This is a genomic window from Paenibacillus donghaensis, from assembly GCF_002192415.1.
Lineage (GTDB): Bacteria > Bacillota > Bacilli > Paenibacillales > Paenibacillaceae > Paenibacillus_AQ > Paenibacillus_AQ donghaensis.
The window spans coordinates 2,745,371-2,771,336 of record NZ_CP021780.1; the positions used below are offsets into that span (position 1 = coordinate 2,745,371).

Annotated in this window: 20 protein-coding genes; 19 read left to right on the forward strand and 1 reads right to left on the reverse strand. The window is 52.7% G+C overall.

What is annotated here, in order from left to right; translation table 11 throughout:
- Positions 1–9: 9 nt before the first annotated feature.
- The 5 genes from B9T62_RS11965 (at position 10) to B9T62_RS11985 (ending at position 8,427) form a co-directional block, all read left to right on the forward strand.
- Positions 10–3,540 (forward strand): DUF4132 domain-containing protein, encoded by a 3,531-nt coding sequence (locus B9T62_RS11965; protein ID WP_087915459.1) that lies wholly within the window; start codon positions 10–12, stop codon positions 3,538–3,540.
- A 2-nt stretch (positions 3,541–3,542) separates the two neighbouring features.
- The gene (locus B9T62_RS11970; RefSeq protein ID WP_087915460.1) at positions 3,543–5,195 is read left to right on the forward strand and encodes a hypothetical protein; all 1,653 of its coding nucleotides are present in this window, start codon (positions 3,543–3,545) and stop codon (positions 5,193–5,195) included.
- 31 nt (positions 5,196–5,226) lie between these two features.
- Positions 5,227–5,502, forward strand: a complete 276-nt coding sequence (locus tag B9T62_RS11975; RefSeq protein ID WP_087915461.1) for a hypothetical protein — start codon at positions 5,227–5,229, stop codon at positions 5,500–5,502.
- 136 nt (positions 5,503–5,638) lie between these two features.
- Complete coding sequence (locus tag B9T62_RS11980; protein WP_087915462.1) at positions 5,639–7,264, forward strand: helix-turn-helix domain-containing protein; 1,626 nt, start codon at positions 5,639–5,641, stop codon at positions 7,262–7,264.
- 128 nt (positions 7,265–7,392) lie between these two features.
- Positions 7,393–8,427 carry an iron-hydroxamate ABC transporter substrate-binding protein gene (locus B9T62_RS11985; RefSeq protein ID WP_087915463.1) on the forward strand — a complete coding sequence of 345 codons (1,035 nt, stop codon included), beginning with the start codon at positions 7,393–7,395 and terminating at the stop codon, positions 8,425–8,427.
- Between the two features lie 159 nt (positions 8,428–8,586).
- Here the strand turns inward: B9T62_RS11985 and B9T62_RS11990 are convergent, their stop codons facing one another.
- The gene (locus B9T62_RS11990; protein ID WP_087915464.1) at positions 8,587–9,171 is read right to left on the reverse strand and encodes a P-loop nucleotide/nucleoside kinase family protein; all 585 of its coding nucleotides are present in this window, start codon (positions 9,169–9,171) and stop codon (positions 8,587–8,589) included.
- Positions 9,172–10,070: 899 nt separating this feature from the next.
- Here B9T62_RS11990 and B9T62_RS11995 point away from each other — a divergent pair.
- From B9T62_RS11995 to B9T62_RS12060, 14 genes are all read left to right on the forward strand, one after another.
- Complete coding sequence (locus B9T62_RS11995) at positions 10,071–11,354, forward strand: IS91 family transposase (protein WP_169834340.1); 1,284 nt, start codon at positions 10,071–10,073, stop codon at positions 11,352–11,354.
- Positions 11,317–11,571: a hypothetical protein gene (locus B9T62_RS12000; RefSeq protein ID WP_087914887.1), complete on the forward strand. Its 255-nt coding sequence runs from the start codon at positions 11,317–11,319 to the stop codon at positions 11,569–11,571. Before B9T62_RS11995 ends, B9T62_RS12000 begins: the two co-directional genes overlap by 38 nt.
- A 166-nt stretch (positions 11,572–11,737) precedes the next feature.
- Positions 11,738–12,316, forward strand: coding sequence for a response regulator transcription factor (locus B9T62_RS12005; RefSeq protein WP_087915465.1), 579 nt, complete (start codon positions 11,738–11,740; stop codon positions 12,314–12,316).
- Between the two features lies 1 nt (position 12,317).
- Positions 12,318–12,950 carry a VanZ family protein gene (locus B9T62_RS12010; RefSeq protein WP_157685583.1) on the forward strand — a complete coding sequence of 211 codons (633 nt, stop codon included), beginning with the start codon at positions 12,318–12,320 and terminating at the stop codon, positions 12,948–12,950.
- 54 nt (positions 12,951–13,004) lie between these two features.
- Complete coding sequence (locus B9T62_RS12015; protein WP_087915467.1) at positions 13,005–13,847, forward strand: MetQ/NlpA family ABC transporter substrate-binding protein; 843 nt, start codon at positions 13,005–13,007, stop codon at positions 13,845–13,847.
- 457 nt (positions 13,848–14,304) lie between these two features.
- Entirely contained in the window at positions 14,305–15,054 is a 750-nt protein-coding gene (locus B9T62_RS12020; protein ID WP_087915468.1) for an FCD domain-containing protein, read from the forward strand.
- 14 nt (positions 15,055–15,068) lie between these two features.
- Positions 15,069–17,114 (forward strand): hydantoinase/oxoprolinase family protein, encoded by a 2,046-nt coding sequence (locus B9T62_RS12025; RefSeq protein ID WP_087915469.1) that lies wholly within the window; start codon positions 15,069–15,071, stop codon positions 17,112–17,114.
- Positions 17,111–19,090 carry a hydantoinase B/oxoprolinase family protein gene (locus tag B9T62_RS12030; RefSeq protein WP_087915470.1) on the forward strand — a complete coding sequence of 660 codons (1,980 nt, stop codon included), beginning with the start codon at positions 17,111–17,113 and terminating at the stop codon, positions 19,088–19,090. Before B9T62_RS12025 ends, B9T62_RS12030 begins: the two co-directional genes overlap by 4 nt.
- 24 nt (positions 19,091–19,114) lie before the next feature.
- Positions 19,115–20,272: an ABC transporter substrate-binding protein gene (locus tag B9T62_RS12035; RefSeq protein WP_087915471.1), complete on the forward strand. Its 1,158-nt coding sequence runs from the start codon at positions 19,115–19,117 to the stop codon at positions 20,270–20,272.
- Positions 20,273–20,323: 51 nt separating this feature from the next.
- Positions 20,324–21,451, forward strand: coding sequence for an ABC transporter ATP-binding protein (locus B9T62_RS12040; protein WP_087915472.1), 1,128 nt, complete (start codon positions 20,324–20,326; stop codon positions 21,449–21,451).
- A complete protein-coding gene (locus B9T62_RS12045; protein ID WP_087915473.1) occupies positions 21,448–22,362 on the forward strand; it encodes an ABC transporter permease in 915 nt (304 codons plus the stop codon). The genes B9T62_RS12040 and B9T62_RS12045 overlap by 4 nt, the downstream gene beginning before the upstream one ends.
- A complete protein-coding gene (locus B9T62_RS12050; protein WP_087915474.1) occupies positions 22,362–23,210 on the forward strand; it encodes an ABC transporter permease in 849 nt (282 codons plus the stop codon). The genes B9T62_RS12045 and B9T62_RS12050 overlap by 1 nt, the downstream gene beginning before the upstream one ends.
- Before the next feature lie 44 nt (positions 23,211–23,254).
- A complete protein-coding gene (locus B9T62_RS12055) occupies positions 23,255–24,466 on the forward strand; it encodes a M24 family metallopeptidase (RefSeq protein WP_087915475.1) in 1,212 nt (403 codons plus the stop codon).
- Between the two features lie 66 nt (positions 24,467–24,532).
- Positions 24,533–25,732 (forward strand): MFS transporter, encoded by a 1,200-nt coding sequence (locus tag B9T62_RS12060; protein WP_087915476.1) that lies wholly within the window; start codon positions 24,533–24,535, stop codon positions 25,730–25,732.
- The last annotated feature ends 234 nt before the right edge of the window (positions 25,733–25,966 follow it).

Consider the following 25,966-nt stretch of genomic DNA (forward strand, 5'->3'; position numbering starts at 1 on the left):
GGATTAATCATGAACCTGATCAATCATACTACCAGTCCATTGATTGAGAAATTTGCTCAATCCTGCTCAGACGAATATTCCCGTACTGTTGACCGCAAAGCTGAGATTGCAGCCTATATCATGGGCGAATCTGCTGAGTTCCCCTCATTGATGAATAACTCCAATATTTACTCTTACCGAACAATGGAGGCCCTGAAGAGAATGTCAGGCAAGGTTGACGAGCACGTTTTTACTAGGGCGGCGGGGATTGTGCTTCGCACCGGTTCGAACCAGAATCGTGTGTATTACCGTTACAATCAAATTTTCGACCTTGCCACAGGGGATACCCTTCTGCCCCGTGGCCTGGGCGCCAGAAGCGTCATCGGAGCAGAGCGGCTGGATCAGGCGGTGGAGCGCCTCCGCCTGATCGTCCAATATGCAGGGGATGCTGTGATCCAATCCGAAATAAAAAGCAGACAGAATCATTCCGCATTCGGCACCAAGAATACCGGTCACTTTCACAGTGCTGCCGGACTGCTGCTGCTGTTGAAGGCCTACAAGGCGCTGAATCCTGAGTATGTGCAGGAGAAGCAGAAGGAGCTTCCGCCGCTTCTGCAGGCGCTGCTGGATGAAGACCAGACGCGTCTTCAGGCAGAACTGGATCAAGTGCTGGAGCGGGTTGTGATTCAGCAGCTGCCGCTTAAGGACAATCTGTCCACACTGGATCTGGAGCCGCAGTTTCTGCAGGCGAAACGGGACGCGGTGCAAGCCCGCCGATTCCCGAGCTCTGCATATAGCGCTTCGCAGCATCTCCAGAGGGAAGTTTTCTACGATTCCCTGCTGCAGATCCACAGTGCCTTTATGTACGCCATCCATCTGAAAGGCGGAAAGGAAGTCTTCCTGAAGGAGCTGGATGAGACAGGACAACTCCTGCTGGAAGCAGTCCGGGACCTGCATGAGGTTCTTCCGCTGGAGGTGCGCAGCAACCTGCTTGAGCTGGATGACAAGGCGAAGAACCCCCAGAGCCTGCTGGCCGGAATCGTTCCACTGGATGAACCCTACCCGTTGATCGAGCAGCTTGGAGCGCAGCTGCAGTATTTCACCATTGCCTGGAATACGCTTAAAGCAGCTGTGCAAGACGATCCCGCCAGATCTGGACGGGCGCTGGAAATTATGCGCCGTCCTTATCCCAGAGCCTTTCTGAGGAAGGTATTGGAAGACAATAGTGCTGATCTGGAGGCGATACCGGGAAATCTGGAGCAGTTAGTTCTGCAATCTATAAGTGACTTAAGCAACAAGAACAAACATGCACTGAGTCTGATCCGCTATTTGTCCGGGGAACTGTCTCTGGAGTCTTATCTGAGTGATGATAATAAACTGACCATGTTCGACAGCCGCGACCGGGACACCAGCCGCAGAAGCGTGTTCATCGCCATCAGCTTCCTGCCGCTGGATTCGCAAGCCTACCGCCGCTTCGTCCTGCTGCTCTGCCACCCGGATACCCGGACTGCAGGTCTTCTTGCTATGCTCTATAAATCATTTGATTTCAGCGGTGAGCAGCTGCTGGCGCAGTATGAGAATGACCCGGAAGTAGACGGAGAACAGCTGCTCCTGGACCTCCTGATGCTAAATGGGCAGCAGGAATACGATTATGTATCGATACCAAGGGTAGAATTGGGACGTATCATACAGAGCCATATGGCGAACAGCCTGAAGTTCTATAAGAAGCTGCCTACAGATACAAGGCTGACCTTGCTGGAAACGGCCTATACGAACCGGGATTCCCTGCCCACTGAAGAGTATGCAGAGAGCCTTCGGCTTGGCTTGACTGACAGCTCCAAGCAAGCCAATCAGCTGGCCCAGAGCGAATTCACCCGCAATCCGGACCGAGAGCTGTACGTCAACTTGTACAAGGCGGATAATAAGGCAAGCCTGAAGGAATTGGTGCTGAACGGACTCCGGGAGCTTCCTGGTGCAAGTCAAGCCTATGAAGAGCTGCTGGCTTACGAGACTTCGGAAGCCTTGAAGCAGCTGATTCAGGTGCTGCTTAATACCGAAGGGCAGAGTCCGACTGCAGCCCATGCCGCACTCGCCAAGCTGACAGACGCGAAGCGGATGTCACGGCTTAACTGGCTGCCGTTGGATCATCTGCCGGCTCTGCGCGGCCAAGGCGGGGAGGAGCTAGATGAAGGCATCCCACTGTATCTGCTGGTTCAATCCCTTGACTTCGCTACTGAGCCGAACCCGAGGCTGGCAGAGGTTCGGGAATATGCCGACTCGCTCTCGCTGGCAGACTTCTCAGCAGAAATACTGTCGCTGTGGATTCAGAACCAGGCTCCGGCCAAAGAGAAATGGGTGTTGTTCCTGTCCGCATTGTTCGGTGACCGCCGGGTTATTGAACTGCTGGCGGCTCAAATTAAGGAATGGACCGAGAACAGCCGGGGTGCAATTGCCGCGGAAGCGGTTAGAGCGCTGTCCTATGTGAACGACAAGGCAGCCTTGATGACGATTGACCGTGTGAAGCGGTCCGTCAAGAACCGTCAGGTGAAAGGGGCGGCGGAAGAAGCATTGTCAATGGCCGCCGAGAATATGGGATTAACACAAGAAGAGCTGGAGGACAGACTGGTAACGTCCTTGGGCTTCGACGAGGCAGGTACACTTAGTCTAAGCTATGGTGAACGTGCATTTACCGTTAAGGTGACAGGCGATCTGCAGCTTAGCGTCCTTAATGAAGAGACAGGCAAAGAAGTCAAAAGCCTGCCGGCACCCGCTCAGAAAGACGATGCTGAATTAGCTGCACAAGCCAAAAAAACCTTCACCCAGCTTAAAAAAGACCTGAAGATGATGGTGGCAATCCAGTCTCAGCGGGTGGAGGAATCCTTGTCCAAGCAGCGGCTGTGGACGCTCGAAGCATGGCGTGATTTATTTGTGCATAATGTCATCATGCGCAAATTCAGCATTGGGCTGGTATGGGCTGTCTACCGGGACGGCAAGCTGGCAGATACCTTTCGTTATATGGAAGACGGTACGTTTAACACGGTAGATGAGGATGAATATGAATTCGCCGATGGAGTGCTGATTGGTCTGATCCATCCGGTGGAGCTGGATCAGGAGACGCTGGCGGCTTGGAGAACACAGCTGGAGGATTATGAGATCACCCAGCCGTTCGAGCAGTTGAACCGTACCGTCTATAAACCTGGCGAAGAAGACAGTGGCAGCCGTGCCTATACAGCCCTCCCGGAGGAAGATTTCTCGCCTACCGCCTTCCCGAAGGTGCTGGAGAAATACGGCTGGTACAAGGGAGCCGCTCAGGATGGAGGCATGTACTTCGAATTCTACAAAGAGTACGGTGAGCTGATCGCCGAGCTGAAATTCAGCGGAGCCAGCATCTCTTATTATGAAGGTATGGAAGATATCACGCTCGAATCACTGGCCTTCTTCACTAACCGCCACAGCACTTATTATTATTATGATCAGACCCAGGGTCTCTATCTGGACCAAGTGCCTACCCGCGTGTACAGCGAAACGTTGTACGATATTATGCGTGCCACAGGACGCTGAGGATGACTGCAGAGTTCAGAATGGAATTTCAGCAGTTCATTGTACGCTGCACGGAAGACTACTTGATCCGTTATGCCAATAAAGGCTTATATAAGCGAGCATTAAAAGAACTGGAGAAGGGCGCAGCGGTGCAGTATGACTTGGCGGAGAACGAGGTCCGCTGCACTCTGGAGGACGGCACCGAATGCAAGTTAACCGATACGCTTGCGCAGTGCCAGTGCAGCTGCCCGGCTGAAACGGTCTGCAAGCATGTGCTGATCTCGATTCTGTATTACCGCGAGCATCAAGTTGCGGATTCCGCCGGAGCTGAGCCGGTTGCCTCAGCAGACTTCAGTTGGCTGCTGAAGCTGCCGCTTGCGCAGCTGCTAAAGTCGTTTACCCCCTTGGTGGTGGCCGAGGTCCGCTTTCGGCTTAAGTTTGCTGGGGAAGTGGAGATCCGCGAGGATTCCCTGCTAACGGTCAAGCTGCTCCAGTACAATGCGGAAGTCTCCTTTACGGAGGAGCGAGACCCAGGCAAAGCTCTTTGTAGCCTGAAGCAAAGAGAAGGCGAGCTGTGCAAACTGGAGGCGCTTCTGCGCTACCGGGCACAACAAGGGATTAACGATGCCCCGGAGCTGGACGGGCTAACCGAAACGAAGAGTATTTCGCCCGAATTTCTCAAAGAATGCGCCAGCCTCCTGTCCTCCATCCTGCGAACAGGACTGGCTCGCCTGCCGCAGACCTTTGCCGCCCGGCTGGAGACGATGGCAGTGTCGGCTCACAGTGAGGCGCTTCCTAACATAGAGCGTGCCCTGCGTGGAATTCAAGGAGAGCTTGAACTGTTTTTTGCCCGGCACGTCCGCTTCTCGATGACTGCCTTCCTGGACCGGCTCAGTGAGCTGGGTCTGATGATTGAAGCCCTTGCGCAGCCGCTTGCGGCGGAGCAGCAAGAACAGCTCGTCGGAAGTTTCCGCAGCCAATATTACACCGTTCCGAAGCTTAGATTGTATGCGCTCGGAGCCGATGCCTGGGAGACAAGGTCGGCCTACAGGGGCATCACCTATTATTTCTTCGGACTTGAAGACCAAGCCATCTATACGTATACCGATACTCGCCCGGTGTATTATGAAGGTGCAGAGTTCAATTTCTCCAAGCAATATGCAGCTTATTCGCCCTGGCTGCCTGGCATTAGCATGAAGCAACTCAGCAGGGAACAGCTTGAATTCAGCGGAGTAAAAGTAAATGGGGAGCGGCGGCTGTCCACCGCTGAAGGAGCAAGGCTGGAGCTGGTGCCCCGAATGAGGGTGGAGGAGCTGGACTTCGGCACTCTCGTTCCTGGCAGCAGCCAGCAGGAGAGGCTGCAAGCCGAGACTGCCTTATTCAGCGGGGGCAAAGAGCAGCTTGCCATTCTGCCTGTTGCCCGGATTACCGAAACCCGGTTCGATCCTTCCTCACAGCAACTAGTGCTTACTGCCGAGCTGGAGGCAGGTGAACCGCTGGAGCTGACCTTGCCCTTTGAGCAGGATTGGGCGAAAGCGGTCAACCGCCTTGAACAGCATGCCGGCTTGAAGCTTGCAGACCCTTTCCTGGCACTGGTGCGGCTGGAAGGCAGCCGGATTCAACCGGTCAGCTTCCTGAAAGGACAGCAGCTGATCAGCCTGAAGCTGGATCTATAGGTGGCGTAACATAGGGAGGAAGGATAAACCGATGGAAGACCTAACCCATATACTGGACAACATCCGCAACAGTAATAACGAGCTGCTGCTGCGGGGGCTGTCTCAGCTGACACGGCAAGATCTGGAGCGGCTGGAGCAGCGGGCTGCCGCTGCCACAGAGCTGCAGATGGATTACCTGGCAGAGCTGCTGAACCAGCTAGGTGAGGAAGGAAGCAAGTTAATGCTTGGCGGCGGGGATGAGGTACGATTACACCGGCTTTTCCTACGCCTGTGCCAATATGTGCGTCTGGCGGAGGAATCAGCTTAGGCGTCCATGAAATGCTCCATTGCGCATCGCCTGGCGACGATCAGGAATTAACAATATTTAGTGGATATGAGTCCTGTGCGCTTGCTTTGGTTTCCATGGGTTGAAGAGCACAGCCGTCCGTAAGGGAGAAGTAGAAATGAAGCCCTACCATAACAAGCCGCTCCATAGAATTTATAGGTTACAAGAAGCGGGGAAACACCAAGTCGGCGGCGGGCTTGCCGTAAGTCCCGAAATCGTCCAATCCCCTCTCGTTCTGACACCGGAGGAAGGAAATGTTCAAATTACCGTGGAAGGGGAGCGTACAACGCTTAGAATGGGAGAAATTCTTTTTCTAAGTGCAGGCACGGCTTATCAGTTGAATGGGACAGTGGAGGCACCGGCCTCTGTTCATTCGCTCTCCTATGAGGTATATGAGCTGGGCAGCAGCACGGAACAAGAACTGGTGTACAAGCTGTGCCGTGAATTTTTTCCAACGAATGGCATCCTGCCTGTTCGCCTGACGAACAAGATTTCCCGCTTATTCAGTGAACTGGAAGATCTCAACACCAACAATCTGGCAGCCGATACCGATAAAATTCAGTCCCTGCTGTGCCAAATACATTTGCTGGTCATCGAGGCGAAGGCGGGAACAACCATTACGGACAGTTCGTATTTCAGGATGCTCTCCTATCTCCATCAGAACTTTCATAAAGAGATTACCCGGGAGGTGATGTCTCAGATGATGGGGTTTAATCCCCGTTATTTCTCGATTTGGTTCCGCAAGCAGACCGGTTGGAGTTTCACGGAGTATTTAACACATCTCAGAGTGAATAAAGCGAAGATGCAGCTAATGTGCGGCGAAACAACAATCCAAGAGATATCCCAAAGAGTGGGCTACACAGACGGACTGTATCTCAGCCGCAAATTTAAGCAGATCACCGGGATGACCCCGACGCAATTCCGCGCACGCCCCAAACCGAAGCGGATTGTAGCGCTGCAATTTTACGGAGATTTGCTTGCTCTGGGGGTACTGCCTGTTGCAGCTGATCCCCATATAATGAACAACTCCTTGCTGCTGTCGCCGGAGCTTGAAGGGGTGAGAGGGCTTGAGTTGCCTACAGATACTGCAGAACCGGTTTCGTCCGACCTGGAAGCAGACTTGGTCATTGCCTCGACTTTCCTGAGCCCACAGCAGCTGAGATACCTTGAGAAGTTGGGGCCGCTCATTACCGTAGAATGTGACGACATGGACAGGCTGGAGCAGATCCGTCTCTTCGGGAGGCTGCTGGGTGAAGAAGAGCGGGCTGAGGCTTGGGTCAGACATTATCAATTGAAAGTAGATTCGGCCCGGCATCGGCTGTCCGCCCTAATCAAATCCGGTGAAACGGTAGCGGTCTATGAAATCAGGCAAAATAACGGGATTTACATCTGGAATCATACGGCTCGGGGAGTGTACAACCTGTACCCGATGCTTGGCTTGACTCCGCCTGACAAGGTAAGGACAGATGTACTGGAGCGGAACGAGCATTTGTGCATTTCCGTTTCAGACTTGCCGGAGTATGCCGCAGACCATATGTTTGTTGTCGCTTCGGGCCGCCAGGGTTGGACTGCCTGGACACGCAAACATATTAGTAAAAGCGCAGTTTGGCGTAATCTTCCGGCATTTAGGAACGGGAATATCTATTATCTGAAGCTTGAGGAATTCTGGTACAGCGAGGGGCTTGCACTGGAGCGTCAGCTGGAGATACAGACTAATCTGTTAACCGGCTGCAGTTTAAACTGACAATAGTCCATAGGCAAATCGATGTGTTAGCGTGTATATATGTGTTCCCCCTGAGGTGGTATAGTAGACGGAGATTGAATGATATTGATTATCAATATCAAATAAAATAGCTTCAAGGGGGATTTACATTGTACAACATAACAGCCATGGGAAAAATGAGCAGAATAGCCTTTGCGCTAATACTAGTGATGATATTGAGTGCCTGCGGACAAGTTGCGAACCAGGGCAACAATTCGGGGAACGCAGCCAACACAGCCAACGCGGGCAACGCAGCCGCTGACGAGAGCGCCGCCAGCAGCGCGGAACAGGCAGCAGAAACGGAAGAATGGACCTATGAGAGCGACAAAGGGTCGGTACAGATTTCCCGGAATCCACAGAGAGTAGTCTTGCCCGCATCGGACTTCATAGGTGATTTACTGACCTTGGACGTAACGCCCATTGGCGTTACCGGAAATAATATCTTGGAGAATCCGTACTTCAAAGAGCCATTGGCCGGGGTAGAAGTTGTGGGTGATGATACTACATTGTCGCTAGAAAAAATTATAACTCTAAATCCGGATCTGATTATTACCTATCAAGAAGAAAACTATGAACAACTTTCCAAGATTGCGCCGACGGTCTTCATTCCCTGGGGCAAATACAACTACAAGGAACGATTGATCGAAATCGGTAAAATTCTGAACAAGGAACAGCAGGCGGTGCAGTGGGTAGCTGATTTTGACAAGAAACTGGAAGATAAAAAAGCGGAAATTGCAGACCTGATCGCAGCGGACAAAAAAGTGGCCATCTTCGAAATTGCCGGCAAAGAGCTGTATTTGTACGGTTCCTCCTATGGACGGGGCGGCGAGATTCTGTATAACGGACTTGGGCTGCATGCGCCGAAGATTGTTGAGGAAGCGGCTTTTGAGGAAGGCTGGGCCTCCGTTTCCCACGAAGCACTGCCGGAGTATCTGGGCGAAGCCGATTACATCTTCCAGGGCTTCAGCCGCGGAGATGAGCAGGACAGGCTCGACGTTATGGAGAGTCCAATCTGGAAGAGCCTCCCGGCTGTACAAGCAGGGCATGTGTTCACTTATGACCTCACCACATATTATTTCTCGGATGCTTATGCGCTGAACAAGCAGCTGGATGAGATTATAGGGGTATTAAAGTCTTTTCAATAAGTAAATACTTCCCAAAAAGCAGCGAGTTTCTTGTTATTAGAAACTCGCTGCTTTCGTGGTAAGCCCAGCGTGGGCGGCATCTCTAGTCGGAGATGAGGCACGATTACACCGCCTGTTCCTTCGCGTGTGCCAATACGTGCGACTGGCGGAAGAATCAGCTTAAGCGTCCATGAAATGCTCCACCGCTGCGGCAGCGGCAGACATATCAGGATTGGAATTATCAATAACCGTAATATGGGCAGGAGGAAGCGGCCAGGCTACGGTGCGGCTGCCCAGCGCAAGCCGGAACTGGTCCCAGTGCTCCAGCTTCCAGTCATCCAGCGGGGATTGCCGGTCGATGATCCGCTGACGGTAGAGGGCTTCATTCGCCAGCTTGACCAGAACCACCTTGACCTCAACATCCTGCAGTGTATAGCCGATCCGGGCCAGCTCGCTTTCAATCCAGCCAGGATCTTCAGCTTCCTTGGTGAAGGGGCCCACCACCAGGATATCCGTGCCGAGGGGCAGATTATCCAGCGCCGCGTCCATCGTAATCCGGTAACCCAGATCACGGCACAGCTGCTTATATTCTGCAGAATCGCGGTCTGTAGGGTCAAGGCCATGCAGGGTCATAATCACATCCGAGGCGGGACGAAGCAGAATATCCATATCCAGCACAACTGCCTTACGGCGTGTCGCTACAGCTTTGGCCAATGACGTTTTGCCTGCTCCGCCTGGTCCGAGAAAAAATACAAGTTTATTCATTCATCTATCTCCTTTTGCCTTTTCAGCGGTTTAGTGAGCCGTCAAACCGGGTAATTACAAGTAGGTGGGAAGTGGAAGGTATCAATTGTCAGCAGGAATCACAAGAGTTGCTTGTATTTCCGAAAGGTAGTTGACTGGACCATGAAACATCGCAAGAGAAAATTAATTACGCGGTTGCGGCATTTGTTTCCGTTCTTACAGCTTGGCTAAAACAGCATGAGCAAGAAAGCTTCATATGGAGTTACACTTCTCACCTTCATATACGCCCTGCAGGATGTTCTGCAGGGCTTTTATTTTTAGCTTTATGCTTACTTTTTCATATTCCATTCTACTCCATCAGAAGAAGTCCAATTTTATCATAGTCTGGCCACACCCCATCAATTAACTTGAAATTAATAAAGTATTCCATAAAATAATCCAGGATACAAGTGACAAAAAAGGTTACTGCTTAGGCCTCCGTATGATGAGAATATCGAAGATTTAACTTCGTAGTGGTTTGCTAAGTCCGAGCCAATAAATTAGTTGCAGAAGTGCATCTAATTATCTGATTTTTTACGTTTTGGAGCGGATAGTTGCAATAAGGCACTTAATTCCGGCGTTTGAGCGTAGAAGACTTGATTTACTCGAAATTAGTTGTAATATCGCACTTAATCGCCTCTGATAGAGGTTTCAGCCGAAATTAGTTGCACTTATGCATCTATTTGCGTTGAACGTCCCGGAGTAACATTCTAGATCCTCACTGAGACCTAAACAGTAACCCCAAAAGTAGTTATACTTCATAGTTGGAGATGACTCATCCATAATCAGATTCAAAAGCCCCTTTAGGGGCTTTTTTTATTGTATAGGAAATTATAGAGTGTAAAAAAATGTGGATAACTCCGATGAAAAAAGGAGGAGGGATGGACGTGAAGAATCAGGAGAGGTGGAAGAAACGAGGAGTCATCCGGCAGATTTTAAAAGATCACTTTCATGGATTCATGGAAATGCACGGACATCATCTGCCCAAGGAACTCCACAGTAGCATGATAGAAACCGTGAATAAAGCGATACGCTGTGGTACACGGGATATGGGCTATGCCAGATATGAGTGCAAGGGATGCACGGAGGGAACGCCGGAACCCGTGTTTATTTGCTTCACCTGTAAAAGCCGTTTTTGTCATGGATGTGGGAAGAAATATACGGATGAATGGGCGGAAAAGCAGCAAGAACGAATACTAGATGTACCTCATCGCCACCTCGTATTTACAGTGCCTGAAGAACTACGCAAGGTATTCTTTCAAGACCGGCGGAAGTTAAATGAACTGAGTAACCAAGTGGCCAAGGTCATTCAATATTATTACCGGCGGAAAAATAAGAGCAAGAAATACGAAGTCGGTGTGATTACCGTGATTCATACCTTTGGCCGTGATTTAAAGTTTAATCCGCATATCCATGCGCTAATTACGGAAGGCGCGCTAGACCGGAACAAGGAGTGGAAGAAGGCGGAGTATATCTCGTATGAGTACTTGCGGAAATCGTGGCAGAAACTGCTACTGGATTTAATGATGAAATGGTATCCGGAGGAAGAACGTATAAAGAGACTGGTGAATGAGTTATACCAGCGCTATTCGCAGGGGTTTTATGTGAATGCGGAGCAGCGGATGAAAAATGCCCGAGGAGCAGCGAAATACATTGGGCGCTATTTGGCGCGTCCGGCGATCGCGGAGTACCGGGTAGTAAGCTACAACTACCACAAGGTGCACTACTGGTATGAGGATCACCGAACGGGCAAACGGGTGGATGTGGTATCGCCGGTAATGAAATTCATTTACGATCTGGTGCAGCACATTCCGCCCAAGCATTTTCGGATGGTGGGGCGCTATGGTCTATACAGCCGGGGGAAAAACAAAGAGTCACAAAAGGTAATTAATCTGTGGCGGTACATGGTGCACAAACAAATCGAGATGACTTTTCCAGCGGAGGAAAGGAAGAAGAAAAGCTACCGCCAGCGGATGCTGGAGAGCTATGGGCGAGACCCGATGCTTTGTCCCTGCTGCAAGCACCGGATGTTGCTTGTGGTGATTTGGCATGCGGAATATGGGAGAATTTATTATTATGACGAGCAGCGAGAATATGAAAACCAAAAGAAATGGGGGATACGAAGTCATGGGAAAAGAACAGGGCCAAAAGTCCGGACAGGATAAAGAACAAGAACTGGACCTATGGAATCCATGGGAGGAAGAAGAGGAGTCAGAGGTATGGATCGATTATATCTGCGTGAAATGTGGGATGATGGACCCTGTACCTGAATTTATAGTAGCCGAGTGTTCGTATGAACTGGAAGGCGGAGAATCCCCAGAGTTTTTCTGTCCTGTTTGTAATGGAACCTTGGTGAGAAAAGAAGAGCCAGCGGATAAATAACCGCTGGCTAGAAAGTTATTCACCCGCCAGGGTGATTTTGTTCTTTCCCTGAGGATATAGGCTTTACTCCGGACGTGCCGATTGCCGTTGACATCGTATGCCGGTTTGGTGTAATTTCAGTACGGCCTGACACAGCAGGACCAGCAACGAAATGGAGGGTTCAATCTTGAACGGTACGATACTTGTAGTTGACGACGAGCAGGAGATCGCTGATTTAATTGAGCTGTATCTGAGGAACGAAGGGTATGCCGTGTCTAAACATTATAACGCTCGTACAGCACTGCAAGCGGTTGCCACCGAGCCGGTTGAACTGGCTGTCCTTGATGTCATGCTGCCGGATATGGATGGGTTCCAGCTATGCCGGCAGATCAGGGAGCAGCACCATTATCCCATCATCCTGCTGACTTCAAGAACGGAAGGCATGGATCGGATTACGGGTCTGACGCTGGGCGCGGACGATTATGTGACAAAGCCATTTCTGCCGCTAGAGCTGGTGGCACGGGTGAAGGCGCATCTAAGGCGCTGCACACTGTATAACACAGCCGGTCCGCAGAAGGTGGGGCAGATGATCAGCTTTTCCGGGATTACTCTGAACAAAAACAACCTTTCAGGTAGGGTTGCCCTTAAGAAATTCTTAAGCTTTCTTCATAAAAAGAAAATCAACAGCCCGCCCGGATTTAGTATGCTGATGCTAAAATATGGCGGGCTGTTGCTATGCAGCTCCGTTCTGCAGAAAGGGACTTAACATGAAGAAAACACCTAAGGTTTCACCGGGAAGAACAATTACCGTCTTATGGATTATGTTTGTTCTCTACCTGTCGCTGTTGATCCGAATTATCCTGTTCAAGGACGCGCCGCTCTACAATCTGCTAGGGGGTATCGGATTATTTCCGCGTACCGTCAGTCCTGTACCTATGGCCTCTACATTGGAGATGATCCAGGGCGGAATGGACAGCGGACGACTGCTTGAGAATATCATCGGCAATATCGTTCTGTTCGTTCCACTGGGCCTCATGCTGCCCGTATTGACCAAGCTGCGTCCAGGACAGGTACTACTGTTTGGTTCGGCCTTCAGTCTGGTGCTGGAAATTCTGCAGTTCGGGCTGGCTATCGGCAGTAGTGATGTAGATGATCTCGTCTATAACACTTGCGGAGCTTGGTTAGGTATAAGCTTAACCTGCTATATAAGGAGACAGGTAGGTGCAGCCAAGGCTTTAATGGTGATAACCGTGACGGTGGCAATATGCGGTCTGTTGGGCGTTGCCGTTCTTTATAGGACACACAGTTCATTGTTCAAGCTTCACCGCAACGCGGTAATTATAGAGAGCCGGCAACAGAATGCAGAGGCGAACAACAAGAATAGTTTACATTCCTTGTAGCAATTCCGAGTTATCCGATGTATAATTGCGAAAAAGAAAAAGGGAGTGTTTTTGATGAGGAAAATATCCGCTATTCTACTAACTATGACTATTCTGCTGGTGATTGCCGGCTGCGGCAGCAAGAATAATTCCGCAGCGGGGGAATTGGTGATTGGCTCAATGGGATCAGATGCGCAGATCTGGAAGCATATTGCCGAATCCCAGGCAGCCAAGGATGCGGGCCTGAAGCTTGAAGTGAAAGAGATCAGTGACGGCGTTCCGCTGAACAATGCCACCAAGGAAGGCGAAGTGGATGTGAACGCGTTCCAATCCTGGGCTTACCTGGTGAGCTACAACAAGGACAGCAAAGCCAATTTGGTCGCTTTTGACACTACATACCTGGAGCCTATGGGTATCTATTCCGATAAGATCAAGAACCTTGCCGATGTGCCCGAAGGTGCAGAGGTCGCGATCGCCAACAACCCTGCCAATACAGCCAGAGGCCTGAAGCTGCTGGAAGCGGCCGGATTAATTACCTTGAAGGCGGATTTCGATAACGGAACCGGCTCGGTTAACGATATTGACAGCAATCCGAAGCAGCTCAGCTTCACATTGATTGACGATACGACAGGGCCACGGGTTATCAAGGATGTAGATCTGGTGCTCATCGGCAATACGATTGCGCTCGAAGGCGGGCTGAATGTGCTGGAGGATTCTCTCTATTACGAAGAAATCTCAGAAGCGACCAAGAATAACATCAATATCCTAGTAACGACAGCGGACAAGCAAGATAATGAAGATATCCAGAAGCTGTCGGCCTTGTACCATAGCGAGGACACCCAGAATTATATCAAAGAGAATTTTGGCGGAACCAAGGTAGAAGTTAAGAAACCAATTTCTTATCTGGAAGAGAATTAATTCCATAATGTGTGGGGAACCACCATCCGGCAGATGGCAGGCATGGAAGGCAACAGCTCCATAACCGAGCAGTTCCGGGTTCCCGTAAGCGGCTTACATTAAGCTTAGAACCCCTTACCCCTAACAGTACCCTTACGATGAAACAGAAGGGAGCTGCTGGGATAAGGGTTTTTTTCTATGGGCGATACAGAATGTGTATGCGAAGCTGAAAAATTTAAATAATAAGCAAAATGGCACTGGTGAAGCGTAAATCCCAAGTGTATATTTACATAATAATAGGAATTTAATGTATTTAATTGAATCGAATTCGTGGCGGATTTATAATGCTTAATTTTATTCCAACTAATTTTGTGTGATTACTTGATTTTAGTAATGCCCGACGTTATAATTTCGTTAATCATCAATGAGTAACAACATTCCCAGCTAACGATATCTCAACTTCGAAAGGATGAATGGAATGACTCTGGAGCTGCATCCCTTACAGCTGGAACTTGAACTGTTAAAGGAGCTTGATCTGGCAAACATGCCGGTTGGTGCGAGCACATTGGTGTATTCACTCGGTAAAAAATATAATCTGAGCCAGGCCACCATAGGCCGGAAGCTCATGGAGCTGGACGTGGAAGGCTACACGGTGCTTAAAGGAAGAAAAGGGCGGCTGCTCACCGCCAAGGGAAGCCAGCGTGTAAGCTTCCTGGAGAAAGAGCTGCTCCAGAAGAATGTGAATTCCCGCCTGCTGCAGGTGCTGAACCATGCGGGGGAGGCCGCTCTGCTGGATGTATTGGTGGCCAGGCGGGCTCTGGAACGGGAGATAGCTTCTCTGGCTGCAGTGAGGGCTTCCTCAGCAGATCTGAAACTAATGGAGGATTCCATTGAGCTTCAACTGCAGATGCTCTCCAGGGGCGAGATTCCTTATGAGGAGGACCGTGAATTCCACAAGCTGCTGGCTCTCGCGGCTCGCAATCAGGTACTGCTGCACGCCGTAGAGCTGGTATGGCAGACTAGCCGCGATTTCGAAGAGACGGCCTTTATCCGCCGCAGTGTTGGCAGTGCGCTGGCTGTAGATCATCAGCGTATCCTCGCGGCGGTAGCCAGCAGATCGCCGGAAGCAGCTGAGGCGGCAATGGTGGATCATATCAATCAGATGATTGAGGACGTTAAACGGTATTACGCTCTTCAAAGCGGACAGCATCTTGACTTAAGACGGTAATGAGGAGGGACAACGTGGACAAGACATATCGTTTAGGCATTGACATCGGCGGTACATTTACAGACGTGATTGTGATGGACGAGCAGGGCCGGATAGCTGCGGCGCTTAAGACTCCTTCAGTGGCCGAAGCACCTGAGCAGGCCATCTTCCAGGCCTTGGAGCAGCTTCAGGCTTCGGGATTGGATACTGCCCGCATCGAGAGGTTCGTGCATGGCACCACACTGGGCGTCAATACACTGATCGAACGCAGTGGAGCGGTTACGGGCCTGCTGGTTACAGCAGGCTACCGTGACATTCTGGAGATCCGCCGGCTAAGGCTGGAGAATACGACGAACCTCTATGGAGATAAAACACTGCCGCTTGTACCCCGTCATCTGGTGCAGGAAGTGGATGAGCGTCTGCTCGCTAACGGCAGCGTCCATACCCCGCTTCATGAAGAGCAGCTGCTGCAGGCTGTGGAGGTATTGGTGGAGGCAGGGGTTGCTGCCGTTGCCATCAGCTTCCTTCATGCTTACGCCAATCCTCAGCATGAGCAGCAGGCCGCATTATGGATCCGCAGGCGTTATCCTCAGCTGTTCATCTGCACCAGCAGCGAGGTCTGGCCGCAGCAGCGTGAATATGAGCGTACGCTCGCTACGGTCATGAACGCATATGTTGGCACACGGATGGGCTCTTATTTCAAAAGACTGGAAGCAGGTATTGGAGCATACGGCGTGCAAGCGAGTGTGCTGTCCACTATGTCCAACGGGGGCGTAATGACAGCAGCGCGCGCCTCTCTGGAGCCAGTCAAGACCCTGTTGTCCGGCCCGGCCTCGGGTGTTATCGGGGCAACATACATTGCAGAGCGGGCAGGACTGAAGCAGGTGGTCACATTTGACATGGGCGGAACCAGTGTCGATGTGGCACTGATCGACGGCTCACCGGTATATTCCACCGAGAACCATGTGGGGGACTTCCCGGTTATCCTCCCGGCCATTGATGTAACCGCGATTGGCGCCGGGGGCGGGTCCATCGCTTGGGTGGATTCGGTGGGCGTGCTGAAGGTCGGCCCGCGCAGCGCGGGAGCGAATCCTGGCCCCGCCTGCTACAACAGGGGAGGGATGCAGGCCACCACTACGGATGCTTACCTGCATCTGGGCGTGCTGCAGGCTGACCGATTCCTCGGAGGCGAAATGCAGCTGGTGCCACAGCTCGCGGAACAGGCGCTGCAGCGGCTGGGTGATTCCTTGGGACTCAGCTCCAGACAAGCCGCACAGGCGATTCTTGATGTGGCAACGGCGAATATGTATGCCCAGTTCTCGCCGCTGATGGCCCGTAAGGGCGTAGACCCGCGGGACTTCACCCTGCTGGCTTATGGCGGCGCGGGTCCCATGCACGCTTTTTTGATGGCAAGGGAGGTAGGCATCCGCAAGGTGCTGATTCCGCCATCACCGGGGACACTGTGCGCCATGGGTTGCGCAGTTGCCGATCTGCGCAATGATTTTGTGTACACGCTGCACACAAGCGCAGGCCAGCTGGAGCCGGATGAACTGCAGCGGCATTTCATGACTCTGGAGCAACAAGGCCGCCGCTGGATTGGAGAAGAAGCCGCAGGGGGAGTGAGGCTGGCAGGTGTTGATGTGCTTTTCAGTGCCGATATGCGATATGAGGGACAAGCCTTTGACCTCGAAGTCCCGCTGACCGAGCCGGAATGGAACGATCCTGAAGCAGCGCAGCATAGATTTCATGAGCAATATCAAGCCGTCTTTGGAGTTAACCATTCGGAAGCGGAGGTCATGTTCGTGAATCTGCGCGCTACAGTAATCGGCAATACCCCCAAACTGCCTGCAATGGAAGTGCCTGCAGCTGCAGACTCCTGCCAAGTGGAGGAGAGCCGCTTAATTGACTTTGACGGCGAGATACAGCTGACCAAGGTTATCGGCAGGGAACATCTAAGCACAGAGACCCGGCTGGCGGGACCTGTCATTATCGAAGAGTACGACACCACTGTTTTTGTACCGGCAGGTTTCTCCATCTGCAGGGACCAGCATGGCAATATTATCGGGGAGGCAGAAGGATGATCACAGATAAGGTGTTTCTGGAAATCTTTAATAACCGTGTCCAGGCGATCGTCGAGGAAATGGCCCATGTAGTGCTGCGAACGGGGTTCACCGCTTTTGTCAAAGAGACGGGTGATTTCGGAACCTACCTGCTCTCTCCGGCCGGCGAGACCTTCGGCTCTCCGCTTGATACCGGCTATAATCTATCACTTGGCATTCCAGCCGCGCCAACCCTGCAGGCTGTCGGCGATTGGCAGGAAGGGGATATTGTCATCTGCAATGATCCGTATACGACCGAAGGGATGGTTACCCATCTGCCGGACATTCATCTGATCAAGCCCTACTTTCATGAAGGTCAAATTATCGCGTTCGGGATGTGTTTTGTCCATTCCTCGGATGTCGGCGGGAAGGTTCCGGGGAGCGTCTCCCCCACCGCTTATGATATTCATATGGAAGGCATCCGCATTGCACCGGTCAAGCTCTATGAAGCAGGTAAGGTCAATGAGCAGGTGATGCGGCTGCTGCTGGACAACAGCCGTATCCCCGACCAGAATCTGGGCGACCTGAAGGCGCTGATGGCGGCCCTGAACCGGGGAGAGAGCCGGCTTCAGGAATTAATTGCCCGCTACGGTGCTGTCCAGGTTGAACAAGGAATCGCTGACCTGCTGGAATATGCCGAGCTGAAGGGCAGAGCCATTGTAAACGAGATTCCCGACGGTGCTTACGATTTCTGGGACTATCTAGAGGATGGACCGGGAGGGTATCCCATCCGGCTGCGCTGCCGGCTGACGATTGCCGGGGAAGACATCCATCTTGACTTCACAGGGACCGACCCTCAGGTCAGAGCCTCCTTCAATATTCCGACCTTCAATCAGCAAGGACATTATATGCTGGTGCCGGCATTAATCCGCTATTTCCGCACCATCGATCCCTCGATACCCTGGAATTCGGGCATGATCCGGATGGTCAGCAATCACGTGCCGGATGCCAGCGTCCTGAATCCTGAGCCGCTCGCGGCTGTCGGTGCCCGGGCTGCCACCTTTATCCGGGTAATGGATGTGATTACCGGAGCGTTAAGCAAGGCTCAGAGCCATAAGCTGCCTGCGGCGGGAGCCGGCCAAGCCTGCATTGTGATGATGGCCATGACGGACCCCATAACCGGAAAGAAGAAGGTGGGTGTCATTCAGCCGGTCTGCGGCGGCTCCGGTGCACGGCCGATGAAGGACGGGATTGACGGCATGGACTTCGCCGTAGGCCATCTGCGGAATATTCCCGCAGAGACAGCAGAAGCAGAGATGCCGATTCTGATTGAGCGGTATTCGCTCAGGGCCGACTCTGCCGGTCCGGGTAAATACCGCGGCGGCAGCGGCATTGAGCTTAAAGTCCGGGTGCTCAGCCCGGATACAGTGATGACTGCCCGCAATATGGAACGCATGTCGTTCCAGCCTTGGGGGCGGCTTGGTGGCGGAGTCGGGCAGCATGGCGAAGCTATCCTGAACGCCGGGCAGACCGGCGAGCGGCAGTTGGGCCGGATCGATGAGCTGCTGCTGCAGCCGGGCGACTCGGTGACCTTCCTCTCCCAAGGCGGAGGCGGGTATGGCGATCCTTATCTGAGGAGCAGCACCGAGGTGATGAACGATGTGCGCAGCGGGCTGCTCTCGCCCGGGTGCGCCGCTGAATACTATGGCGTGGTTGTAGATGAGCATGGAATCAACGAAGCTCTGAGCCTGCAGCAGCGGGAAGGCCATACAGAGAACCTGGAGCCATTCAGCTACGGGGAGGCAAGAGAAAGGTTTGAGCAGCTATGGACCGATGAAATGCAGAACAGCCTGGGACAGGCCTTGCGGTCTTATCCGCTGGCGCTGCGCGATTATCTGAAGCGGCAGACGATGGGAGATATTGAACAAGCGGTTCAAGCCGGAGAATCGGTAACCGCCTCCGGAATACCTCAGCGAATGGAAGCTGTCCGCAGCAGGATTGGACTAAAGATCACCTAAACTTCAATCTAAGGAGAGTTAACAATGACAAATGCAATGAATAAACGTTCGGTATTTCTGACCAGTCTCACTCTAGCCTCTCTGCTTGCCTTGTCCGCCTGCGGTGGAGGGAATGCAGCATCTCCTTCCAATAATACGGCTAATACGGCGACTGACTCTCCGGGTACGGCAGCCACGGACAGCGGAGAGAAGGTCAAGCTGACCATGTTCATCTGGGCAGGCTCCAATCAGGATATCGTACCCAAAGAGGTAGTAGCCGAATATGTCAAAGCTCATCCGAACGTGGAGGTTACGTTTGAAGAATCCTCCAACTCTGTGATGTATCCCAAGATGGTGGCAGGCAAGCAGGCCGATGCCAATAATCCCGTGGTCAATTTTGGTTATTTTAACGCAGATGCCAGTGCCAAAGGGTTGAATGATGATATGTGGGAACCGCTGGATCCTGCCATCGTCACCAACATGAAGGATATCCCGGAAGCCTTCCATACTGCAGATAACAAGGGTATTGTATGGGGCGTATCTTCCTTTGCCCTGGTCTATAACAAGGATCTGGTGAAGACACCGCCAACCAGCTGGAATGATTTATGGACGAACGAAGAGTTTAAAGGCAAATCCGCAATGTGGGATTACATGTTCTACGCCTACATTTCTCCGCTGATTGCCGTGAAGGGTGATGAGCTTGGAGCCACCTATGATAATCCCGAGCCTGCCTTCAAGTTCTGGGCGGAGCACAGCGATCAGATCGGAACCCTGGTTACCTCCAACGACCAATTAAAAGGACTGCTTGATTCCGGTGATGCCCTGATTGCCCCATTCAGTGCACAGGTAGCACAGACCTGGATCGATGGTGGCTCCCCGCTGGCGGTTACCTACCCTTCGGAAGGGGCGATTTCCTTCCCTTATTCTCTTCAGGTGGTGAAGGGCTCCACACCGGAGCAGCAGAAAGTGGCCAACGAAATTATCAATGAGCTGCTCAGTGCAGATGCGCTTTCCCGCTACGCCGAAGCTACAGGCACTCCCGTTACCAGTACAACAGCTGCTATTCCCGACAAATACAAGGATGATCCATCATTCTCGATTGAAGTTCAGAGCAAGGGTATTAATCCCGACTGGGCAACCCTGGCCAAGGACAGCTCTAAGTGGAAGGAATTCTGGGACCGGCTGGTCAAAACTGAGCTGTAAGCCGTAGAGCATCCTATGAAATTCTCACAACATTGGAGGGAGGAGCGGAGAATGAGCAACGATCAAGATGACATCGCAATTGAAACACGTGCGGCAGTGAAACGTTATGCAGGACAAACGGCGGTGAACCAGGTTCACTTGCAGGTCAAACGGGGAGAATTCGTCTCCCTCCTGGGTCCAAGCGGCTGCGGCAAAACTACCCTGCTTCGGCTCCTGGGCGGTCTGGAGCACCCCGACGAAGGCCTAATCCTCTTGTCAGGTAAGGATGTTACCCACATCCCTGCATATGGGCGGAACACGAATATGATCTTTCAGCAGCTTGCCCTGTTTCCGCACATGGATGTCTACAATAACATCGCTTATGGATTGAAAGTGCAGAAGACCGGAGCAGCCGAAATTAAACGCCGGGTGGGCGAAATTCTGGAGCTGGTGCAGTTGGGAAGCTACAGCCGCCGCTCCATCTCACAGCTCTCCGGCGGACAGGCCCAGCGCGTGGCCATCGCGCGCGCGTTGGTTAACCGTCCTGAGGTGCTGCTGCTGGATGAGCCGCTCTCCGCATTGGATATGCAGCTGAGGCTGGACATGCAGCGGGAGCTGAAGCGAATTCAGCGGGAATTCGGCGGAACCTTTATATTTGTAACCCATGACCAGCATGAAGCGATGAATATGTCAGACCGGATCGGAGTCATGAAGGCCGGCAGACTACTGCAATATGGCACACCCTCCGAGATCTATGAACGTCCAGCAGACAGCTTTGTAGCCAAGTTCATCGGGGATACGAACCTGCTGCCCGCTCAGGTGAAGAGTAGGGATCATACAAATCTGCTTGTGGAGAGCTGCGGTGAAAAGGTGGTTGCTGGCCGTTCCAAGCTCAAGTTGGCTGCACAGGCCGGAGTTCACGGCATGTTGTCCATTAGGTATGAATATGTCAGAATCGGTCCTGCCGCTGAACACTGTGTGAACCGCTGGATGGGCACCGTAACTGACAGTACTTACGGCGGAGCGAATATTCAATATTCACTGGAGGCTGGACCGCAGCTCAAGCTGCAGGCGAATGTGCTGTACCAGCCGGGAGATATCCGGTATCAGCCCGGAGAGCAGGTGCAGCTGGGATTTAACGCCGAGGATGTTCTGTTCCTGGAGGATGCCCTGTCGGGGCACGGGGAGGAACCGGGATGAGTGCGAAATCCAGCCGTTTTATTGAGCTGTTGTCCTCCCGAAATCACTCCTGGGTCACCCAACTGCTGCTCCTGTTGCCCTCACTGCTGCTGATGGGCATCGTTTATCTCGGCGGTCTGCTGATCTTTGGAAGGTACAGCTTCGATCTGTACGAGAACGGCACACTGGCCCGCGCCTGGAGCAGCCATGCCTACCGAGCATTTCTTACTGACCCTTATTATTGGACACTCATCGGTACTACCTTCCGGATTGCGCTGAAAGTAACCTGCTGGAGTCTGCTGCTCGGTTATCCGCTGGCCTACTGCATCGCCGGGCTGCGCAGTCCCGGCTGGAGACAGACGCTGCTGCTGATTACCTTTCTGCCACTCCTGGTCAGTGCGGTGGTCCGCTCCTACGGCTGGCTGCTGCTGCTCTCCCGCCAGGGCTTTATGAACTGGCTGTTTATCCGGCTTGGCTTCACCGACAGCGGGTTTGAAATGATGTACAACGAGACAGGTGTTGTAGTTGCACTGGTTCATATCTTTCTGCCGTTTATGATTTTTCCGCTGCTGAATGTGTTGTCGCAGAGTGATCCTTATCTGAAGGCCGCAGCTCATGATCTGGGCGCAGGGAAATGGCGAACGTTTCTCACCATTACCTTGCCCTTATCCGCACGGGGAATCGCCAGTGGTGTACAGATTGTATTTACGTTATGCCTCACCGCCTTCACTACCCCCCAGCTGATCGGCGGGGGACGGGTGATGACCTTGCCGGTCTTTATTTACCAGCGGACACTGGACACCAATTGGCCGATGGCTGCGGTAGCCAGCCTGTTCTTGTTCGCCGCTTCGATAGCTGTCTCGCTGCTGGTTAACCGAACAGCAGAATGGCTGATGTATCGGCGGACCGTGGCAGAAGGGGGTTCCCGCTGATGAGAATGAAAGCCGGATGGAGCTTTAAATGGCTGCTCTATGCAGCAGCAGGGCTGATCTGCCTGTATCTGCTGTCCCCGCTGCTGATGATTGCCGTGACCTCTATCAGTACAGGCAGCTCCAGCAAGTTTCCGCCTGCAGGGCTGTCACTGGAGTGGTACCAGAAGCTGAGCGAGCAGACGCAATTTCTGGAGGCTTTCCGCAACAGCATGATTGCCTCCTCCGGAGCTACACTATTGGCCCTGTTCTGCGGCACCTTGGCTGCCTTGGCGATTGTGCAATATCCTTTTCCGGGGAGAGGGCTGCTGCGTGCTTTGTTTATGTCACCTATGGTGGTTCCGAAGATCACACTGGGTATCGCCTATTTGATTCTTTTCTCCAGAATGCATATTGCCGGCGGCCTGTTCGCGCTGATCCTGGGCGAGGCTGTTATCGTCTTTCCCTTTGTGCTCTCCATTATTGGCGGAGCATTGGCAAATTTAAGCCCGGTTCACCGGGAAGCGGCAGCTGATCTGGGTGCAAGTCCGGTGCGGATCTTCTTCACCGTCACCTTGCCCCAGCTTCGTCTGTCACTGCTGCTCGCAGGCTCGATTTCGTTCGTCTTTACCTTTGACCAGGTGGAGACTGCGCTGCTTATCCTGCGGCAGGGAAGCTACACCTTGCCTATTCAGCTGTTCCTCTATATGGAGAAATGGCAGGACCCTACCATTGCCGTCGTTTCTGTTGTGCTGATTGCTTTCGCGCTGGCTCTGTTCTTTGTGATCAAGCTGGTCGTCCGGTCGGCTCCGGGAGTGGCTACGCTGCTGGGTGAGCGTCCTAAGAAGAAACGGCTTCGCCGTCCAATGTAAGAGCAGGCTCTATTGCTGCGACAAAATAAAAGGAGGACCTCCCAATGAATCAGCTTAATGGCCTTGCACCGGCAGCGAACCGGGAACGGGCTTCACAAATTATGGACAACCATGGGCTGGCTGCTCTTATTGCAACTACTCCGGAGAACGTCACCTACACCTTGGGCTCGCCGCTGCGGGCGAGTAACTGGACCATGCAGATCTATGCAGTAATGCCGAAAGAACCATCCGTACGATCTTGTGTAATTATTCCAACCAACCGGCTTGGTGTGGTCGCGCAGACGGGGATCGAAGGAGTGGACCTGTATCTGTACAGTGATTTTTTCGTGGAGGGGTCTATTGAAGGCAAACCTTCCACACCGGACATCGACCGGTTCTACCAGTTAATGCAGTCTACCCGCAGCTATGCCGGACCCGTGGAAGCGCTGGAAGCCGCGCTTGCAGATCTTGGCATTACAGGCCAGCCTATCGGTGTCGATGAGATGCGGATTGCGCCTGAACATCTTCAGCGGCTGGCTGAAGGTCTTCCCGGCGGGAGAGCGATTCCCGCCTATAAGCTGTTCCGCGAGATCCGTCAGATCAAAACACCGCTTGAGGTGGAGCGCCTGCGCCGGGCAGCGGCTCTGAACGAGCAGGCGGAGCTGGAGCTGATCGGCCTGATCGCCGCAGGTGTGCATGAAGCGGAGCTGGCTGAGCACTACCGGCTGACAGTGATGAAGGGCGGGGCGACGCCCGCGATGACTGCGGTGGGAGCCGGTCCGCGCAGCGCGCTGCCGCTGATCGAGAATTATTTCCGGGTCATTGAACCGGGAGACCAGGTGCGCTTTGATCTGTGCCTTACGCTGGACGGATACTGGGGAGATACCGGACGTACAGCAGTATTGGGTGAACCGACAGCCTGGCAGCAGCGGCATTTCCAGGCTGTGCGGCATGGCTGGGAGCAGGCGCTGGACACGGTTCGTCCCGGAGTAAAAGCCTCGGAGGTATTTGCTGCGGCGGTAGGACGGGTACAGAAGGAAGGCATCCCCCACTATAGACGCCAGCATGTAGGCCATGCTATCGGATTGGAGCTGTACGATGACATCATCCTTGCGCCAAATGATCACCGGGAACTACAGCCTGGAATGGTCTTCTGCGTAGAGGTGCCCTATTATGAGCTGGGAGCAGGCGGTTTTCAAATTGAAGATACAGTTGTGGTCACTGAGGACGGTTACGAATTCCTGACACATATGGAACGCAAGCTGTTCCTTAAATAACAGCAGGGGGTTCCGGTCAACCGGTCCTTACTGCCGTCCGGGACGACCCGTATAGAAGGTGATGACATGAAAATTCAGCAAGGCACCCGAATGTTCCGCAACACCAGCCTCGCCTTGTTCGCAGGCGGGTTCAGCACCTTTGCTCTGTTATACAGCCTTCAGCCTTTAATGCCTGAACTATCGGAGACCTTCGCGATCACTCCAACTCAGGCCAGCTTGTCTTTATCCGTAACCACCATTTCCATGGCGCTGACCATGCTGCTTATCGGCTCATTGTCAGATGCCTGGGGGCGCAAATCGATCATGACCGCCTCTCTGGTAACGGCATCCGTAATCGCGATTCTGACTGCTGTCATGCCATCGTTTGTCTTGCTGCTGATCCTGCGGGTGCTGCAGGGTGTGGCATTAGCCGGCTTGCCCGCCATTGCCATGACCTATCTGGTGGAGGAGATTGAACCCGCCAGTCTGGGGTATGCGATGGGATTGTATATCAGCGGCAATTCCATTGGCGGGATGGCAGGGAGGATGATCAGCGGTCTGCTGACCGATATATGGGGCTGGCGTTATGCCGTCAGCACCATTGGGCTGCTCGGTGTAGCCTCCGCGCTGATCTTCTGGATGGTGATTCCGTCATCCAGGCATTTCGTCAGCCGGACATCGCGACTTAGTGGAGTCGTGCCCCTATTGTGGTCCCAGCTCCGTAACCCACGGCTGCTCTGCCTGTATGGACTCGGATTCCTGCTGATGGGCAGCTTCGTGACCTTGTTTAATTATATTGGCTTCAAGCTGACCGCCGCTCCCTATAATTTAAGCCAGTCACTGGTTGGCAGCATCTTCGTAGTCTACCTGATGGGAACGTTCAGCTCTACTTGGATGGGCAGACTTGCAGACCGCTACGGCCGCAGCCGCGTATTGGTGCTGGGACTGGCGCTGCTTCTGCTCGGAGCTTTGCTTACGCTTAACGACAGCCTATGGGTCACTATCATCGGACTGGCCGTGTTTGCCTTTGGTTTCTTCGGGAGCCATTCCATTGCCAGCAGTTGGGTCGGTCTGGCCGCTGACACTCATCTCTCGCAGGCCAATGCGCTTTATTTATTCTTCTATTATATAGGGTCCAGTGTCAGCGGTACCGGTGGCGGCATGTTATTCAGCAGCCTCGGCTGGCATGGCGTGGTAGGCATGATAGCCGGCTATGTTATCATCAGCTTGCTGCTGTGCTACATACTGACCGTCAGCAGCAAATCAAATGAGCCTAAAAACAGATAAAAAGGGCCATACGGTCCGCTGTGACTCGCGAGAACGTATTCGTGCTCGAACTGAACGCATAGATGCTCAAACCCTAACCATCCGTGCTCCAACAGAAGCAGCCACAGTCATCACACTAAGAGAGTAGCCATATAAGATGAACTTAAGAATGGAGTAGTGGAGTTGCCAGAAATCCTGAACCATAGGGCTTCCTGGCAGCTCCGTATGTAACATTCTTAAGTTCACGTTCTATAT

Coding starts and splice junctions, on each gene's coding strand:
- B9T62_RS11965 (WP_087915459.1), top strand. CDS start 10: ATGAACCTGATCAATCATACTACCAGTCCATTGATTGAGAAATTTGCT.
- B9T62_RS11970 (WP_087915460.1), top strand. CDS start 3,543: ATGACTGCAGAGTTCAGAATGGAATTTCAGCAGTTCATTGTACGCTGC.
- B9T62_RS11975 (WP_087915461.1), top strand. CDS start 5,227: ATGGAAGACCTAACCCATATACTGGACAACATCCGCAACAGTAATAAC.
- B9T62_RS11980 (WP_087915462.1), top strand. CDS start 5,639: ATGAAGCCCTACCATAACAAGCCGCTCCATAGAATTTATAGGTTACAA.
- B9T62_RS11990 (WP_087915464.1), bottom strand. CDS start 9,171: ATGAATAAACTTGTATTTTTTCTCGGACCAGGCGGAGCAGGCAAAACG.
- B9T62_RS11995 (WP_169834340.1), top strand. CDS start 10,071: ATGGACGTGAAGAATCAGGAGAGGTGGAAGAAACGAGGAGTCATCCGG.
- B9T62_RS12000 (WP_087914887.1), top strand. CDS start 11,317: ATGGGAAAAGAACAGGGCCAAAAGTCCGGACAGGATAAAGAACAAGAA.
- B9T62_RS12010 (WP_157685583.1), top strand. CDS start 12,318: ATGAAGAAAACACCTAAGGTTTCACCGGGAAGAACAATTACCGTCTTA.
- B9T62_RS12015 (WP_087915467.1), top strand. CDS start 13,005: ATGAGGAAAATATCCGCTATTCTACTAACTATGACTATTCTGCTGGTG.
- B9T62_RS12020 (WP_087915468.1), top strand. CDS start 14,305: ATGACTCTGGAGCTGCATCCCTTACAGCTGGAACTTGAACTGTTAAAG.
- B9T62_RS12030 (WP_087915470.1), top strand. CDS start 17,111: ATGATCACAGATAAGGTGTTTCTGGAAATCTTTAATAACCGTGTCCAG.
- B9T62_RS12035 (WP_087915471.1), top strand. CDS start 19,115: ATGACAAATGCAATGAATAAACGTTCGGTATTTCTGACCAGTCTCACT.
- B9T62_RS12040 (WP_087915472.1), top strand. CDS start 20,324: ATGAGCAACGATCAAGATGACATCGCAATTGAAACACGTGCGGCAGTG.
- B9T62_RS12045 (WP_087915473.1), top strand. CDS start 21,448: ATGAGTGCGAAATCCAGCCGTTTTATTGAGCTGTTGTCCTCCCGAAAT.
- B9T62_RS12050 (WP_087915474.1), top strand. CDS start 22,362: ATGAGAATGAAAGCCGGATGGAGCTTTAAATGGCTGCTCTATGCAGCA.
- B9T62_RS12055 (WP_087915475.1), top strand. CDS start 23,255: ATGAATCAGCTTAATGGCCTTGCACCGGCAGCGAACCGGGAACGGGCT.
- B9T62_RS12060 (WP_087915476.1), top strand. CDS start 24,533: ATGAAAATTCAGCAAGGCACCCGAATGTTCCGCAACACCAGCCTCGCC.